Genomic DNA, 16384 nt, shown 5'->3' on the forward strand with positions numbered 1-16384 from the left:
ATCAATCGGCCTGTGGCTCTGCCCAGGAGCCACTGCGACCGCCGGTCTTCGCGACGATCCGGGCGTTCTCGATGCGCGCGGTGCGATCGATGCCCTTGACCATGTCGACCACCGACAGTGCGGCGATCGTCACGGCGGTCAGGGCCTCCATCTCGACGCCCGTGCGGTCGGCGGTGCGCACCGTGGCCTCGATCGCGACGCCGCCGTCCTCGATCGCGAGGTCGACCGTGGCGCCGTGGACACCGATCACATGGGCGAGGGGCAGCAGCTCGGCGCACCGCTTCGCGCCCTGGATGCCCGCGATGCGCGCGACGGCCAGCACGTCGCCCTTGGGCACCGCCCCGTCTCGCAGCGTGGCGACCGTCTCGGGGGCGACCGCCACGAACCCGCGCGCGGTCGCGGATCGCACCGTCGGCTGCTTCTCGGTCACATCCACCATGCGCGCGTGACCGGCGGAGTCCAGGTGCGTGAACGTCATGAGATCAGCATGACATCGACGAGGTCGCCCTCGACGACCGCGTCGATCTCGGCGTCCACCACCGCATAGGCCTCCGCGGCCGCCAGCCCCGCGGCGAGGTGGGAGCCGGATCCGCCGGCCGTCGCGGGACGGACGGTCCAGCGCGCGGGGTCGGAGCGGTCGATGGCGGCGGGCAGGTACTGCCGGCGTCCGGGCGGCGTGCGCCAGCCGACCGAGGCGGGGAGCCGGATCCGGTCGCGCTGCAGCTGTGTGCGTCCCTGCATCGCGAGCAGGGCGGGGCGCACAAACGCCTCGAACGACACCGCCACACTGACCGGGTTCCCCGGCAGACCGAACAGCAGCGCGCCGCTCGGCAGGCGCCCGAATCCCTGTGGCTTGCCCGGCTGCATCGCGACCTTCGTGAACGCGATGTCGCTCTCCAGCACCTGCTTGACGACCTCGTAGGCCCCCGCGCTGACCCCGCCGGACGTGATGACGAGGTCGGCACGCGCGTGTCCCGCGAGCAGGTGGCGCAGCTTGTCCGGATCGTCCGGCACGCACGTCGCCCTCATCAGCTCGGCTCCGGTGGAGCGCACGAGGCCGGCCAGCAGGGTCGAGTTCGACTCGGGGATCTGACCGTACTCCAGCTCGGAGCCCGGCTCGACGAGCTCATCTCCCGTCGAGACGACGAGCACCCGCGGAGGGCGTGCGACCGAGACGCGGTCGACGCCCGTGGCCGCGGCGGCGGAGAGCTGCATCGGCCCGAGCAGAGTGCCCGCGGTGATGACGACATCGCCGGCGCGCAGGTCCTCCCCGGCGCGACGGATGTGCACGCCACGGGCCTTCGGCGCCCGCACCACCCTGACGGTGCCGAGCGAGTCGGCCAGTCCTCCGGCGGTTTCCTCGAAGGGGACGATGGCGTCGGCGTCGGAGGGCACGGGGGATCCGGTCATGATGCGCGCCGCCGTGCCGGGCGCGAGTGCGGGGTTCTCGCCGGTGCCGGCGGGCAGGTCGGCGACGACCCGCAGTTCGACGGGCGATTCGGGTGCGGCATCGGCGACGTCGGCGAAGCGCACGGCGAATCCGTCCATGGCCGAGTTGTCGAAGACGGGGACGTCGACGCGGGCGCGGACGTCCTCGGTGAGCGTGAGCCCCGCCGCGGCTGCCAGGAACAGCGGGATCGCATCGGTGCGCGTCACGGTGCCGAGCACCTCGGCGAGGTGCTCATCGACGGTGCGCAGGCCGCTCATCGGGCCACCTCCGGCACGACCGTCTCGCCCGTCCAGGCGCGCATGCCGCCGCGCACGGAGACGACGTCGAGATCGCGCGCTGCGAGCAGCGTCGCGGCCTGATCGGATCTCGCTCCGCCCTTGCACACCACGGCGATGCGACGGTCGCCGGCCGCGGCCCAGAGCCGGTCGGCCGCGCGTTCCGGGTCGGCCTGGATGTCGGGCAACGGCACGTGGAGGGCGCCCGGGATCATGCCCGCGAGCACCTCGTCGGCACCGCGCACGTCCACCACCAGGGGAGGGGCCGCACTCGAGAGCGCGGCCCGCAGCGCCGCGACCTCCACGCGCTCGGGCTCGTGCTCCGCGGCCGGCGAGACGGGCGCGGGGGCGTCAGAAGGCCGTCCGCGCAGCGGAACCTCGTGCTGCCGGGCGCGCAGGCCGTCGATGACCAGGATGCGGCCGAGCAGCGGCTCGCCGATGCCCGCGATGAGGTGCACCGCCTGGGTCGCCATCAGGGCGCCCACCTGAAGGCACAGCGAGCCGAGAACCCCGGCCTCGGCGCACGTCGGCACGTCGCCCGCGCTTCCGGCGGGATAGAGATCCGAGAGGCGCACGGCCGGGAATCCCGCGGGAGGAGCCGACCAGAACACGGTGACCTGCGCGTCGAAGCCCTGCACCACGCCCCACACCAGCGGGATGCCGAGCGACTCGGTCGCCGTGGCCACGAGCTCGCGGGTGGCGAAGGTGTCGGTGCCGTCGAGCACGACATCGGCACCGCTCAGCAGGCGTTCGGCGTTGCGGGCCGTCAGGCGCTCGCGTACCGCGTGCACCCGCACCTCGGGGGCGAGATCGGCCGCCGCGCGGGCGGCGCTCGTCGCCTTCGGCGCGCCGATATCGACGATCCGGTGCATCACCTGGCGCTGCAGGTTCGACAGCTCCACGTCGTCGTTGTCGATCACGGTGAGCGTGCCGACACCGGCCGCGGCGAGCGCGAGCACCGCGGGCGAGCCCAGGCCTCCCGCTCCCACGATCGCGACGTGCGCCGCGCGGAGGCGACGCTGCCCGAGCTCGCCGAGCGGCATCAGGACGTGGTGGCGTGCTGTGCGCTCGCGTTCGGCCTGCGACAGCGCGGCGACGGGTGTGACGAGCGGGGGGAGGGCCGACATGTCCACAGCCTAGGCTCCCCGGGCTCTCCGCGCCTCGGGTCGCCTTGCGGTGACAGCGCCGTCACCCGCGCGTGACGGCGCCCTGCTAGACAGAGGACATGCAGGCTCGTCCGATGTCCGCTGCCCTCCTTCTCGCCGCCCTGTCCTTCGCCGGGTGCGCGACCGGTCCCGCTGCCCCCGCGGATCCGGTCTCGTCGACGTCGTCCGGCACCGCCGGTGCGCTCTCGGGCGAGCTCACGGTGTTCGCGGCCGCGTCGCTGAAGAACGCGTTCGAGCAGATCTCCACGGAGTTCGAGGCGGACCATCCCGGCGTCGACGTCAGGCCCCTTGTCACGGACGGCTCGCAGGTGCTCGCCACTCAGCTCGCGGAGGGAGCGGCGGTCGACGTCTTCGCGAGCGCCGACGAGGCGAACATGGATCGCGTGCGTGATCTGGTGGCCGAACCCCGGCCTTTCGCGACCAACACGATGATCATCGCCGTGCCGACCGGCAATCCGGCAGGTATCGCCGGGCTCGAGGACCTCGCCGATCCGGGGCGGATCGTTGTGCTCTGTGCCGTCGAGGTGCCGTGCGGGGCGGCGTCCGCGGCGCTCTTCGAGAACGCGGGCCTCACGCCCGCGCCCGACAGTCTCGAGCAGAACGTCTCCGCCGTGCTGACCAAGGTGGCGGCGGGTGAGGCGGATGCCGGGCTCGTGTACCGTACGGATGCCGCCGCGGGCGAGGTGGACATCGTCGAGGCGGAGGGAGCGGCCGACGTGGTGAGCCGCTATCCGATCGCCGCCGTCCGCGGGGCCGCGAACTCGGAAGCCGCCGCGGCGCTCGTCGACTTTGTCACGGGGGTCGAGGGGCAGCGGATCCTGAAGTCGTTCGGCTTCGGCGCGCCCTGATCCGCCCGTCTCGTCGTGTGAGCAGCGAATCCCACGACGTGCGGAGCCTCCGTGCGTGCGGATCCGCGTCCGTTCGGGGCAGGATCGGAAGCATGTCCCGAGAAGGAGTCCATCAGCATGGCTGACGCGCGCCGCACGGCCGGCGATCGGGGCGCGCCTCGGGGGAACCTTCCGCGCCTGCTCGCACTGCCGGCCGTCCTCGCCCTCGCGCTCCTGATCGCGCCGCTCGCGGGCCTCGCAGCGCGTGCCGAATGGGGCTCGATGTGGGCCGACATCTCCGCGCCCGCGTCGGTGAATGCGCTGGTGCTCTCGGTGGTGACGGGCCTGATCGCCACGATCGTGTGCCTGCTGATCGGGTTGCCGCTCGCGGTCCTCATCGCCCGCGCCCGCCCCTGGCTCGCCGCGATCCTCCGCGTGCTGGTGACGGTGCCCCTGGTGCTGCCGCCCATGGTGGGGGGCGTCGCGCTGCTGTTCCTCTTCGGCCGCACCGCTCCTGTCGGCGAATGGCTGGCGCGATTCGGCATCGCGCTGCCCTTCACGTCCGCCGCCGTTGTTCTCGCGCAGGTCTTCGTCGCGCTGCCCTTCCTCGTGCTCGCCGTCGAGGGATCCGTGCGCGCCGTGGGAGTGGAGTACGAGCGCACCGCCGCGGCCCTGGGCGCGGGGCGGTGGGCCACCCTGTGGCGCATCACGCTGCCGCTCGCCGGCCCGGGACTCGTCGCCGGGCTGGTGCTGTGCTTCGCCCGGGCGATCGGGGAGTTCGGTGCCACCGCGCTGTTCGCCGGCAACAACCCGGGGGTCACCCAGACGATGCCGCTCGCGATCTACACGGCCTTCAACGGATCGGGTGTGGGGCAGGGCACCGCCGTCGCGCTGTCGCTGCTGCTGCTGGTGACCGCCGTGGCGGTGCTGCTGCTCGTGCGCGGCTGGCGGCCCGGGAGCGTGCGATGAACGGGGTGCCGCGCGGGGTGAGACGCGCATCGGAGGCCGTCGATCCGGCGCTCGGCCACGGGGTCGCGCTGAAGGCCGACTTCGCGGTGCAGCGGGGCGACTTCCGCCTCGAGGTGAAGCTGACCGTGCCCCAGGGAGAGGTCACGGCTGTTATGGGCCCCAGCGGCGCGGGCAAGTCGACCCTGCTCGACGCGGTCGCCGGATCGGTGCGGGTCGCGTCGGGGCAGATCGAACTCATCGACGGCACGATCGTCTCGAAGCGCCGGCATCCGACCGCGCAGGCCCGGGGCGTGGTCATGCTGAGTCAGGACGCCCTGCTGTTTCCGCACCTGAGCGTGCGCGACAACGTGGCGTTCGGCCTGACGGTCCGCGGGCTCGCCAAGTCTCGCGCACGCCAGGTCGCCGACGAGTGGCTGTGGCGCGTGGGGCTGTCCGGATCGGGAGGCCATCGACCCCGCGAGCTCTCGGGCGGGCAGCAGCAGCGCGTTGCCCTCGCCCGCGCCCTGGCGGTGTCACCCCGCCTGCTGCTGCTCGACGAACCGCTGACCGGCCTCGATGCCGAGACGGCGTCCGAGACGCGCGCGGTGCTGCACGAGCAGCTCAGCGCGACGCGCACGAGCACCCTGATCGTCACGCATGACGCCTTCGATGCGGCCGCACTGGCGCGTCAGGTCGTGGTGATCGAGGGCGGTCGCGTCACACAGCGCGGCGCGGTGCGTCAGGTGCTGGAGGCGCCGGCCACGCGCTTCGTCGCGGCCGTCGCCGGTCTCAATCGCGTCACGGGCACCGCGACGCGCGGCGCATGGACGGCTCCGACGGCCGACGAGGCCCTGCGCATCGAGGCGTCGCTGCCGGCGGGCACCGCCGACGGCGCCTCGCTGGTCGCCGTCTTCCGTCCCGCCGATGTCCGCCTCGCCCGCACCGCGGAGCCGACCTGGACGGGTGCCATCCGGGTCGCGCACGATGAGCCACGCGAACCCGGAGAGTGGCTCGCCAAGGTCGCGCGGCTCGAGCCCACCCCGGGCGGGGCTCGGGTGCACACGACCGCGCCCGACGTGGTGGTGGAGGTTCCCGCCGCTCAGCTGGCGGCGCTCGCGCTGAGCACGGGCGATCCCGTCCGCCTCTCCGTCGACGCGTCGGATGTGCGGGTGATGGCGGCCCAGCCATCGGCATGACCCTTCTTCCTCACCGCCTCCGAGGGCGCCCCGTGAGGTGCAGCGCACGTAGGCTGAGGGCATGACGCGGAGACCGCTCTCGTGACCGCTGTGCCGGTCACCCTCGGCGTGCGTCCGCGCATGCCGGAGACCGGCGCCGTGCCCTCGGACGGCCCGCTCGTCGACACCTTCGGGCGGGTGCACCGCGACCTGCGCGTCTCCCTCACCGACCGCTGCTCCCTGCGCTGCACCTACTGCATGCCTGAGCAGGGCAACGAGTGGCTCGCGAAGACGAGCATCCTCACGCTCGACGAGATCGAGCGGATCGCCCGGATCGCTGCGGCGGCCGGCATCACCACCTTCCGGCTGACCGGGGGAGAGCCGTTGCTTCGCACCGACCTCGTCGAGGTCGTGCGCCGGCTCGCTCGCCTGGAGAGCCCCGACGGGCCCGTGCAGATCGCGATGACGACCAACGGCATCACGCTGCGCGAGAAGCTCCCCGCCCTGGTCGCGGCGGGCCTCACTCGCCTGAACATCTCGCTCGACACGCTGCGTCCGGAGCGCTTCCGCGACCTCACGCGCCGCGACCGGCTCGCCGACGTGCTCGACGGCATCGCTGCCGCCTCCGAGTCCGGACTCTCGCCTCTGAAGCTCAACACGGTGGCGATGAGGGACGTGAACGAGGACGAGCTCGTCGACCTCGTCGAGTTCGCCGTGGCCCATAACGCGCAGCTGCGGTTCATCGAGCAGATGCCGCTCGACGCCGGCCACACGTGGTCGCGCGAGCGCATGGTGACGCGCGAGGAGATTCTGGACAGGCTGGCCGCACGCTGGCGGCTCACGCCCGTTCCCGGTCGGGGTGGCGCTCCGGCCGAGACCTGGGTGCTCGATGACGGCCCGCATCGCGTGGGCGTCATCGCCTCCGTGACCGCCCCCTTCTGCGGCGCGTGCGACCGGCTGCGCCTGACGGCGGACGGGCAGCTGCGCAATTGCCTCTTCTCGACCACCGAGTTCGATCTGCTGCCGATCCTGCGGACGAGCTACGACGATCCGGGGGAGATGGACCGGGAGCTCGACGCGATGATGCGCGGATGCATCCTGCGCAAGCTGCCGGGTCACGCGATCGACGACCCGTCCTTCCTCCAGCCCCGCCGCGGCATGAACGCCATCGGCGGCTGACGGCGGCTCAGCGAGTGGACTGCAGCGCCTCCAGCGCCGCGACACCGGATCGGTAGCGCTCGGCGACCACGCGGGCCACGCGTTCGTCGGCGCCCAGCGGGGGCGTGACGACATCGGCCCCCGCGGCCGCGACCTCGCGCGCGAAGAACCCCGGCGCGAGCACATAGCTCGCCGCCACCACGCGCGCGGCGCCGGCCTCGCGCGCGGCCTGCACGGCGGTGGCGATGCGGGGCACCGCGCCCGCGGCGTATCCGACCGTGAGGGGCTGGCGCAGCAGCGGCGCCAGGAGGTCGCGCATCTGCTCGACGTGCACCGCGGCAGCGGGTCGCGACGAGCCGGCGGCCGCCAGCACAACGTGGTCGTCGTCGTGCAGCCCCGACTCCTCGAGACGCTGCTTCAGCGTCTGGGCGAGCAGCTCGTGGGGGCCGAGCGGATCGGTCGCCACGACGTCGTGCCGCGTGCGGGCCGCGCGGGCGATGTCGACGCCGGTGTGGAACCCGGCCGACAGCAGGAGCGGCACGATGACCGCCGGTCCCTCCACGGTTGCGACGACCTCGTCGACCGAGGGCTCCTCGACGTCGACGAAGGCCTGCGCGATCGTCACATCGGGAAGGGCCGTCTGCACCTGCGCGACCAGGGCGCGGATCGCGTCCCGGCCCTCCGGGAAGCGGGTTCCGTGGGAGCAGGCGATCAACGTCGTCATAGCGGATCCTCCACAGTGAGACGGTACCCGCGCTTGACGACGGTCTTGATCACATCCGGCACCCCGAGCGCATCCCGCAGGCGAGCGATTGCCATCTCCACGGCGTGGGCGCTCTGGCCCGACCGCGGCAGCACCTTCTGCAGCTCGGCGCGCGACACGACAGCGCCCCCCGCCCGGAACAGCGCCGCGAGCACGTCCGTCCCGGTGGGCGACAGGGAGATCACGCGTCCGTCGAGCACCGCCCCGCCGCTGCGCAGCTCGAGGCGCCCCGCACTGGTCACGTGCGAGGGAGCGTTCCCGCCGCCGAAGTAGGTCACGACCGAGCGCACGAGCGACCCGAGACGGCCGCGATCCGCGATCAGCACCTCGATGCCCTCCGCCGCGAGCGGCTCGGCGGTGATCGGGCCGACGCCGACCATCACGAGCCGGCGATCGGCGACGCGCGCGCGGATGCCGTCGAGGGCCTCGGCGCGGCGGGCTTCGGACAGCCACGCCTCGGCGCCGGGAGCGGAGGTGAAGAGCACCGCGTCGTACTCGCCCGCCGCGGCGGCTCGCACCGAGCGGCGCACGACCGCCGGCTCCGGCGGGGGGCCCCAGCGGTAGACGGTGAGGCTCACGACCTCGGCCCCGTGCCGGGCGAAGAGCTCGTCGAGGCCGTCGGCGCCGGATCCGTGGTGCTGCACCGCGACGCGCTTGCCGGACACACCCTCCGCCACGAGGTACTCGCCGAGTTCGGCGGCCGTCTCGGATTCGGCGACCCAGTCGGCGGTCAGCCCCGCCTGCTGGATCGCCCCGCGCGCCTTGGGGCCGCGGGCGACGATCTGCGCCCCGCGGAACGCTGCGATCAGCTCGTCGGAGAGGCCCGCCTCGTCAGCTGCCTCCACCCAGCCGCGGAACCCCACGCCGGTGGTGACGACGACGACATCCGGCGGGTCCGCGATCAGCTGCTGCGTGCGCTCGATCAGCGCCGCGTCGTCGATGTGCGACTCGATGGTCAGGGCCGCGGCCTGCTGGACCGACGCGCCGTGCCGCTCCAGAGCGGACGTGAGCTCGCCCGAACGGCGGTCGACGGTGATGAGGATCGAGCATCCGGCAAGAGCGGTGGAGAGAAGCCGGGGGACCGGGCTCGTGTCGGCAACGGTGTCCGTCAGGTGGTTCATGGCGTCCGATACGGGGAGGAGCGGGTGGAGCGGGTGGGGCAGGAGGAACGGGATCAGACGGCGAGCGCGGGTACGTCGAGCGTCGTCGGCAACAGGAGGTCGGCGCGGGCGACCTCGCCGATGATGATCACGGCCGGGTTGCTGACACCGGCGGCGCGGGCGTCGTCCACAGCATCGCGGAGGGTGGTGCGCGTGGTGCGCTGATTCGGCGTGTGTCCGCTCTCGACGATGGCGACGGGTCGCGACGCGGGCGCGCCGGTCGCGAGCGCCCCCGCGACGATCCGGTCAAGAGAGGCGACCCCCATGAGGATCACGGTGGTCACGCTGTCGTCGGCGAGCGCCGCGAGAGTGCCGGGACCGAGCTCGGCCTGGCCGTTGACAACATGCATGGCGCCCGAGACGCCACGGTGCGTCACCGGGATGCCTGCGGCCTGGGGCACCGAGACCGCGGAGGTGGGGCCGGGCACCACTTCGACGGGCACACCCGCCGCGAGGCAGGCTGCGACCTCTTCGCCTCCGCGGCCGAAGACGAAGGGATCGCCGCCCTTCAGGCGGGCCACACGGCGACCGGCGCGCGCGTGCTCGACGAGGAGGGCGTTGATCTCGTGCTGAGGCACCGGATGATGGCCCGGCCGCTTGCCGACGTCGATGATCGTCACCCGCGGATCGAGCTCGTCCAGGACGTCGACGGGGCCGAGACGGTCGGCGATCACGACGTCGGCGGCGTGGAGAAGGCGGTAGGCGCGCACGGTCATGAGATCGGCGGGGCCCGGGCCGCCGCCGAGGAGGGCCACCCGGCCCATGGTCTTCGCGCTCATGCTGCTCTCACCTCTCCTGCCGTCATGCCGCTCACGGGAAGCGGACCAGCACCTCATCGCCTTGCACGGCCACCGGCCAGACGGGGATGTCGCGCGCATCCTTGCCCTGGGTCTCCACGACCATTCCGGTGCGGAGGTCCCACGCCTGCTTGTGCAGGGGTGAGGCGATGGTGGGCACATCCTCGCGCGACGCCGTCGATCCGGATTCTGACATCTCGTTGTTTCCGGACGACGGCGCATTGTTTCCCAGAGATTTCGTGCCCACGATGCCGCGCGACAGGACGTTGGCCTTGCCGTATGGGTCGAAGTTCGACACGGCGCGCACGCTGCCGTCCGCGAGCAGGAAGAGGGCGAGCTGCGTGTCGCCGATGAGAGCGGCACGGCCCCGCTCCACCTCCAGGTCGGAGAGACGGCACACCGCGACCCAGCGCGAGGAGGCGCCAAGGGCAGCGGCCGCGGAGGCGGACGCGGCGGGGACGGATCGGGTCTGCTCGGCGACGGTCATCGACGCACCTCCAGGGTGGTTCCGGCGATGAGGACGCCGCCGGCCGACGCCGCCTCGCGCTCCTCGGGGAAGGCCGGGCGCACCTGACCGCGCTCGGCGACGTACGCGAGGGACGGATCCGGCGTGTCGGGGGCGTTCACGAACGAGGCGAAGCGCTTGAGCTTCTCGGGGTCGCGCAGCGTGGCGGCCCACTCGTCCTCGTAGTTCTCCACGAGCAGCGCCATCTGGGCGTCGAGGTCGTCGCAGATGCCGAGGCTGTCCTCGAAGATCACCCGTCGCAGCTCCTCGATGCCGCCCTCCAGCTCCGCCACCCAGGGAGCGGTGCGCTGCAGACGGTCGGCGGTGCGGATGTAGTACACGAAGAAGCGATCGATCGCCGTGATCAGCTCGTCGTCTGAGAGGCCCTCCGCGAGGAGGTCGGCGTGGCGGGGCGTGAACCCTCCGTTGCCGCCGACGTACATGTTCCAGCCGTTCTCGGTGGCGATCACGCCGACGTCCTTGCCACGCGCCTCCGCGCACTCGCGCGCGCAACCCGAGACGCCGAGCTTGAACTTGTGCGGGGATCGGATGCCGCGGTACCGCAGCTCGAGCCTCACGGCCATGCCCACGGAGTCCTGCACGCCGTAGCGGCACCACGTCGATCCGACGCAGGACTTCACCGTGCGCAGCGACTTGCCGTAGGCGTGGCCCGACTCGAACCCCTCGTCGACCAGGCGCTGCCAGATCAGCGGCAGCTGCTCGAGGCGCGCGCCGAACATGTCGACGCGCTGACCGCCGGTGATCTTGGTGTACAGCCCGAAGTCCTTGGCGATCTGGCCCACCGCGATCAGCCCCTCGGGGGTCACCTCGCCACCGGGCATCCGAGGCACGACCGAGTAGGTGCCGTCCTTCTGCATGTTCGCCATGACGTGGTCGTTGGTGTCCTGCAGGGTCGCGTTCTCGCCCTCGAGCACGTGGCGGCCGGTCAGGCTGGCCAGGATGCTCGCGATCGTCGGCTTGCACACATCGCAGCCGCGGCCGCGTCCGAAGCGGTCGATGATCGCGCTGAACTGCGTGAGCTCCGAGACCCGGATGGCGTCGAACAGCTGTCGGCGCGTCATGTCGAAGTGCTCGCACAGGGCGTTGCTCACGGTCTGGCCGAGCGCCGCGAGCTCCTTGCCGACGATCTTCTTGACCATCGTGAAGCACGAGCCGCAGGTGGCGCCGGCCTTTGTGCAGGCCTTGACCTCGTTCGCGTCCGCGCAGCCGTCCTCGTGCACCGCGCCGCGGATCCGGCCCGCTGTCACGTTCGAGCAGGAGCAGACGATCGCGGCGTCGGGGAGGTCGCCCGTCGGCGCCTCGACGCCGTCGGCGGGCATCAGGTAGGCCGCCGGATCGGCGCCGAGCGCGCTTCCGACGAGCGGGCGAAGCGCGCCGTACGCCGATGCGTCGCCGACGAGGATGCCGCCGAGCAGGGTCTTCGCGTCGTCCGAGAGGACGAGCTTCTTGTACACGCCGGACACCGGATCGGCGTACACCACGTCGAGGGCGCCGGGGGTGGCGGCGAACGCGTCGCCGAAGCTCGCGACATCGACGCCCGAGAGCTTGAGCTTCGTGGAGTCGTCGTAGCCCGGGAAGCACGCCGCGCCGCCCAGCAGGCGGTCGGCCGCGACCTCCGCCATTGCGTACCCGGGAGCGACGAGGCCGACCGTGCGGCCCGCGTAGGACGCCACCTCGCCGATCGCGTAGATCGAGGGGTCGCTCGTCCGACAGCCCTCATCGATCTCGACGCCGCCGTACGTGCCGAGTGTCAGGCCCGCCTCGCGCGCCAGCTCGTCGCGTGGACGCACACCGACGGTGAAGACGACCACGTCGGTCTTCTGGTATTCGCCGTCCCGGAACTCGAGCCCGAAGACGTGGCCCGAGCGATCCTGGTCGATGCGCGTGGTGCGGCTCTCGGTGCGCACCGCGATGCCGCGGCTCTCGATCAGGCGCCGAAGTGTGCTGCCGCCCGCGAGATCGAGCTGTGCCGACATCAGGCGGTCAGAGGACTGCACGACCGTCGCGTCGACGTCCAGACCCTGCAGCGCGCCGGCGGCCTCGAGACCGAGCAGACCGCCGCCGATGACGGTGCCGACGAGCGGACGGCCGAGCTGCGCCGAGCGGGTCGCGGTGAACTCCCGGAGCGCGACGACGTCGTCGAGTGTGCGGTAGACGAAGGTGCCCGGGAGGTCAGAGCCGTCGACCGGCGGCCGGGCCGCGTACGACCCGGTCGCGAGAACCAGATCGTCGTAGCCGATCGTGCGGCGCGAGCGGGTGGTGACGGTCTTCGCCGTGCGATCGATCCAGACCACCGGATCGCCCGCCACGAACGTCACGCGCTCATCGTCGAGGAGAGTGCGATCGAGGGTGAGGTCGTCCGCGGTCGCGCCGTTGAAGAAACCGGTGAGACCGACACGGTCGTACGGCAGGCGGCCCTCTTCGCCGAACAGGATGACGCGCGCGTCCTCCGTGCGAGACAGCAGGCTCTCGACGAAGCGGTGCGCCACCATGCCGGCGCCGACGACGACGATGCGGCGGGGGGAAGCGGTCGGATCGGTCATGACGCTCACGCTAGGAACGACGTGTTTCGCCCCCGCGCGGCGTTCGATTACCCCGAGCGAACGAAACCCTCACATCCCGCGCGTGGGGGAGGTGAGGGTCCGGTCGAAGCGCGGTGGGCTACTTCACGCCGAGGAAGGAGCGGTCGGTGAGCACGATCGGGCCGTCGGCCGTGATCGCGATCGTGTGCTCCGAGTGCGCGCCGCGCGATCCGTCGGCGCTGCGCAGCGTCCATCCGTCGGGGTCGGTGATGAGCTCGTCGGTGGTCTGCAGGAACCAGGGCTCGATGGCCACGACAAGGCCCGGCTTCAGCGGGTATCCGCGGCCGGCGCGGCCGTTGTTCGCGATGTGGGGATCGCCGTGCATCTCGCGGCCGACGCCGTGCCCGCCGAAGTCCGTGTTGATCTTCAGTCCCTCGCCGAGTGCCACCGCGGCGATCGCCGCCGAGATGTCGCCGGTCTTCCCGCCCGGCTGAGCGGCGGCGATCGCGGCATCGAGCGCGCGCTCGGTCGTGTCGATGAGTGCGAGGTCCTCGTCGCGGGGCGTGCCCACGACGAAGGAGACGGCGGAGTCGGCCACCCAGCCGTTCAACGACACCGCGAAGTCGAGCGTGACGAGGTCGCCATCACGCAGGGCGTAGTCGTGGGGGAGACCGTGCAGCACCGCGTCGTTCACCGAGGTGCAGATCACCTTGCCGAACGGGCTCGCACCGAAAGACGGGTGGTAGTCGATGTAGCAGGACTCCGCGCCCGCCTTGCGGATCATCTCGTGCGCGCGGCGGTCGATGGCCAGCAGGTTCGTGCCGACCTTCGTGTCATCGCGGAGCGTCGCGAGCGTCTCGGCGACGAAGCGGCCGACGGGGCGCATCTGCTCGATCTCGGCCGGGGTGCGCAGTTCGATCATGGGAGTCCTCTCACTCAGCATCCATCTTCGCCGATCAGGCCCTGTGTCTTCCCTATGGGAGTGCTGTCGGCTCTCACAGGCCGCATAGCATCGCACCATGGCGCTTCGACGCATCTTCTCCCGCTGGCTCTGGCCCGCAGCCTTCGTGCTGCCGCTGTGGCTTCTTATCGGGTGGGGCGTCTTCAACGCCGGCGGCTGGGCGTTCCTGTGGGTGCTGTTCATCGCGCTGCCGTCGGTCTTCGTCGTGCAGGCGGTGCTCACGCTGCTGAACCGTGCGCGGCCGTCTGTGCGACGCACCGGGTCGGTCTCCTGGCTCGACGTCGCGGCCTTCACGACCTGGCATGTGCTGACGATCCTCGTGGGGCTGTTCAGCGAGGCGTGGTTCGGCTTGACGCTCGTGCTCGCGATCGTGGCGGCGGTCGGAGTCTTCTGGGTGCAGCTGTGGCAGCTGTGGCGCGAGTCGACCGCGGTTCTGCGGACTCCGCAGACCGGCGTCATCGTCGTCGACGAGCGCCGCTGATCCGCCCGCGGCCGGTTTTGCCGCCGGTCGGGGCTGTGGCAGAATGGACCCTTGTGCCGTGGCCGGTTCAGCCGTTGCTGATCCGCTTTCGTCGCTCTGCTGCAGGGGAGCCGAGGATCCGTATGGATCTCACGACACGAGCTTCTTACTTTTTCTTGATGCGATCGGCCTGCTGCGGTCGCAGGAAGTGACACAGAGATGCACATTCTCGACAGCGTCGACGCGGCCTCGCTGCGCTCCGACATCCCGGCCTTCGGCCCCGGTGACACCATCAAGGTGCACGTCAACATCATCGAGGGCTCGCGCTCGCGCATCCAGGTGTTCCAGGGTGTCGTCATCGGCCGCCAGGGCGACGGCGTCCGTGAGACCTTCACGGTCCGCAAGATCAGCTTCCAGGTCGGCGTCGAGCGCATCTTCCCGGTGCACTCGCCGGTCATCGACAAGATCGAGGTCGTGACCCGCGGTGACGTGCGTCGCGCCAAGCTGTACTACCTGCGCAACCTGCGTGGCAAGAAGGCGAAGATCAAGGAGAAGCGCGGCTGAATCAGCCCGTCTCCCGAGAACCCCGCGATCCGCACGGATCGCGGGGTTCTCTGCATCACCGCTGGGCCGACGGCTTCGGAAGTGCTGGAGATCGTCTGTCCACCGGCACGCCGCGTCGGTCGCCGGGCTCCTGATATGCCACCCTGGCTTGAGCGCCCGTGACGGGCGCGCACGTGTTGAAGGAACCCATGAGCACCGATCTCCCCGAGTCTGCGGCCCCCCTCTACCGGCGCAGTCGCCGCGAGGCCGAGTCGGCGTCGCGCGAGGCGCGGCGCACCCGCGGCTGGGTCTCCTTCCTGAGAGACGTCATCGTCATCGTGATCATCGCGGTGCTCGTGTCCTTCCTGGTGAAGACCTTCGTCGTGCGCTCTTTCTTCATCCCGTCCGCATCGATGGAGGACACGCTCGTCATCGACGACCGCATCCTCGTCGACGAGCTCACGCCCAACTGGACGGGCTACTCGCACGGTGACGTCGTCGTGTTCCGCGACCCGGGAGGCTGGCTGCCGCCCACACCCGCGCCCGACCTCAACCCGTTCCAGTCAGGCGTCGATTGGTTGCTGGGCCTCGTGGGTCTGTCGATGACCGACCAGGACGATCACCTCGTCAAGCGCATCATCGGGCTGCCGGGCGATCACGTGGTGTGCTGCAATGCGCTCGGACAGATGTCGATCAACGGCGTGCCGGTGGACGAGCTCGGCTTCATCAAGCTCCCCGCCGGCTCGACGGAGGCGTCGAAGGTGCCGTTCGATGTCACGGTGCCCGAGGGGCGCCTCTGGGTGATGGGCGACAACCGCAACAACTCGCAGGACTCCCGCTTCAACACCGATCAGCCGGGGGAGGGCTTCGTCCCTCTCGACAACGTGGTAGGCAAGGTGTTCCTGCGCACGTGGCCGTTCGACCGATTCGGCGCGATCGACGGACAGCCCGACGTCTTCGCGGGGGTGCCCGCTTCGGAGGACGTGGGCTGATGGCCGTCGCCGTTCCCACGCTCTCCCTCGAGCGTCGCCTGCTGAAGGAGACGCCGCTTGTCTTCGCATGCGATGAGGTCGGCCGGGGCGCGCTCGCAGGCCCCGTCGCGGTAGGCGCTTCCGTCGTGGACGCAGCCTCGGCGCGCCGACGTGTGCCGGTGGGGCTTCGGGATTCGAAGCTCGTCCCCGAGCCGAAGCGTGCGGACGTCGCCGCTCGGGCCGCCGGCTGGGTGCTCGCCAGCGCGGTCGGGTGGGCGACCGCCGCGGAGATCGACGAGGTCGGCATCATCCGCGCGCTCGGCCTCGCCGCCGTCCGGGCGCTCGCCGGTCTCGAGGAGCAGGGCTTCGCGGCGGCCGCCGGTGTCGTGCTGCTGGATGGCAACTACGACTACATCAACCCCGTCTCCCCGTCGCGATTGGCGGTACGACCTGTCATCAAGGCCGATCGCGACTGCGCTTCGGCCTCGGCGGCGTCCGTGATCGCCAAGGTGGCTCGCGACACGCACATGGTGGGCCTGCACGACGACCATCCGGCGTACGAATGGTCGAGCAACAAGGGTTACGCGAGCCCCACCCATCGGGCCGCGATCCGCGAGGTCGGGCTGAGCTCCCATCATCGCCAGTCGTGGGCGATCGCCGACGCCCCCACCCTGTTCTGACA

Annotated in this window: 17 protein-coding genes; 8 read left to right on the forward strand and 9 right to left on the reverse strand. The window is 71.5% G+C overall.

The genetic code is table 11. The annotated features are described in order from the left end of the window. Nucleotide 1 precedes the first annotated feature (1 nt). The 3 genes from moaC to J5V96_RS10685 are packed head-to-tail and all read right to left on the reverse strand — an operon-like array spanning nucleotide 2 to nucleotide 2852. Entirely contained in the window at nucleotides 2–478 is a 477-nt protein-coding gene (moaC, locus tag J5V96_RS10675) for a cyclic pyranopterin monophosphate synthase MoaC (RefSeq protein WP_208503626.1), read from the reverse strand. After that, nucleotides 475–1707 carry a molybdopterin molybdotransferase MoeA gene (locus tag J5V96_RS10680; protein ID WP_208503628.1) on the reverse strand — a complete coding sequence of 411 codons (1233 nt, stop codon included), beginning with the start codon at nucleotides 1705–1707 and terminating at the stop codon, nucleotides 475–477. The genes moaC and J5V96_RS10680 overlap by 4 nt, the downstream gene beginning before the upstream one ends. After that, nucleotides 1704–2852, reverse strand: coding sequence for a ThiF family adenylyltransferase (locus J5V96_RS10685; RefSeq protein WP_208503630.1), 1149 nt, complete (start codon nucleotides 2850–2852; stop codon nucleotides 1704–1706). Before J5V96_RS10685 ends, J5V96_RS10680 begins: the two co-directional genes overlap by 4 nt. A 113-nt stretch (nucleotides 2853–2965) precedes the next feature. Between J5V96_RS10685 and modA the strand changes: the two genes are divergently transcribed. The 4 genes from modA to moaA all read left to right on the forward strand — a co-directional run bounded on the left by modA (nucleotide 2966) and on the right by moaA (nucleotide 7020). Continuing rightward, nucleotides 2966–3739 (forward strand): molybdate ABC transporter substrate-binding protein, encoded by a 774-nt coding sequence (modA, locus tag J5V96_RS10690; RefSeq protein WP_236014746.1) that lies wholly within the window; start codon nucleotides 2966–2968, stop codon nucleotides 3737–3739. Nucleotides 3740–3856: 117 nt separating this feature from the next. Beyond that, a complete protein-coding gene (locus J5V96_RS10695) occupies nucleotides 3857–4687 on the forward strand; it encodes an ABC transporter permease (protein ID WP_208503637.1) in 831 nt (276 codons plus the stop codon). Between the two features lie 17 nt (nucleotides 4688–4704). Beyond that, nucleotides 4705–5862, forward strand: a complete 1158-nt coding sequence (locus tag J5V96_RS10700; protein WP_307793591.1) for a sulfate/molybdate ABC transporter ATP-binding protein — start codon at nucleotides 4705–4707, stop codon at nucleotides 5860–5862. A gap of 81 nt (nucleotides 5863–5943) precedes the next feature. Beyond that, complete coding sequence (moaA, locus tag J5V96_RS10705) at nucleotides 5944–7020, forward strand: GTP 3',8-cyclase MoaA (RefSeq protein WP_372439941.1); 1077 nt, start codon at nucleotides 5944–5946, stop codon at nucleotides 7018–7020. A 7-nt stretch (nucleotides 7021–7027) separates the two neighbouring features. Here moaA and J5V96_RS10710 read toward each other — a convergent pair whose 3' ends face one another. The 6 genes from J5V96_RS10710 to map form a co-directional block, all read right to left on the reverse strand. Beyond that, complete coding sequence (locus tag J5V96_RS10710; RefSeq protein ID WP_208503641.1) at nucleotides 7028–7723, reverse strand: sirohydrochlorin chelatase; 696 nt, start codon at nucleotides 7721–7723, stop codon at nucleotides 7028–7030. Continuing rightward, a complete protein-coding gene (locus J5V96_RS10715) occupies nucleotides 7720–8883 on the reverse strand; it encodes a uroporphyrinogen-III synthase (RefSeq protein ID WP_208503642.1) in 1164 nt (387 codons plus the stop codon). Before J5V96_RS10715 ends, J5V96_RS10710 begins: the two co-directional genes overlap by 4 nt. A gap of 53 nt (nucleotides 8884–8936) precedes the next feature. Further along, entirely contained in the window at nucleotides 8937–9701 is a 765-nt protein-coding gene (gene cobA / locus J5V96_RS10720; RefSeq protein ID WP_236014747.1) for a uroporphyrinogen-III C-methyltransferase, read from the reverse strand. Between the two features lie 31 nt (nucleotides 9702–9732). Beyond that, nucleotides 9733–10206: a nitrite reductase (NAD(P)H) small subunit gene (locus J5V96_RS10725; RefSeq protein WP_208503647.1), complete on the reverse strand. Its 474-nt coding sequence runs from the start codon at nucleotides 10204–10206 to the stop codon at nucleotides 9733–9735. Further along, nucleotides 10203–12788: a nitrite reductase large subunit NirB gene (gene nirB, locus J5V96_RS10730; protein ID WP_208503649.1), complete on the reverse strand. Its 2586-nt coding sequence runs from the start codon at nucleotides 12786–12788 to the stop codon at nucleotides 10203–10205. The genes J5V96_RS10725 and nirB overlap by 4 nt, the downstream gene beginning before the upstream one ends. Before the next feature lie 118 nt (nucleotides 12789–12906). Beyond that, nucleotides 12907–13689: a type I methionyl aminopeptidase gene (gene map / locus J5V96_RS10735; protein ID WP_208503651.1), complete on the reverse strand. Its 783-nt coding sequence runs from the start codon at nucleotides 13687–13689 to the stop codon at nucleotides 12907–12909. 97 nt (nucleotides 13690–13786) lie between these two features. Here map and J5V96_RS10740 point away from each other — a divergent pair, with 97 nt between their 5' ends. The 4 genes from J5V96_RS10740 (at nucleotide 13787) to rnhB (ending at nucleotide 16382) form a co-directional block, all read left to right on the forward strand. Then, the gene (locus tag J5V96_RS10740) at nucleotides 13787–14209 is read left to right on the forward strand and encodes an MFS transporter permease (protein ID WP_208503653.1); all 423 of its coding nucleotides are present in this window, start codon (nucleotides 13787–13789) and stop codon (nucleotides 14207–14209) included. 198 nt (nucleotides 14210–14407) lie between these two features. Then, nucleotides 14408–14752, forward strand: a complete 345-nt coding sequence (rplS, locus tag J5V96_RS10745; RefSeq protein ID WP_208503654.1) for a 50S ribosomal protein L19 — start codon at nucleotides 14408–14410, stop codon at nucleotides 14750–14752. A gap of 188 nt (nucleotides 14753–14940) precedes the next feature. Then, nucleotides 14941–15723, forward strand: a complete 783-nt coding sequence (lepB, locus tag J5V96_RS10750; RefSeq protein WP_208503656.1) for a signal peptidase I — start codon at nucleotides 14941–14943, stop codon at nucleotides 15721–15723. Next, a complete protein-coding gene (rnhB, locus tag J5V96_RS10755) occupies nucleotides 15723–16382 on the forward strand; it encodes a ribonuclease HII (RefSeq protein WP_208503658.1) in 660 nt (219 codons plus the stop codon). The genes lepB and rnhB overlap by 1 nt, the downstream gene beginning before the upstream one ends. The last annotated feature ends 2 nt before the right edge of the window (nucleotides 16383–16384 follow it).

This window comes from Microbacterium stercoris (genome assembly GCF_017592545.1).
In the GTDB taxonomy this organism is placed as follows: Bacteria; Actinomycetota; Actinomycetes; order Actinomycetales; family Microbacteriaceae; genus Microbacterium; species Microbacterium stercoris.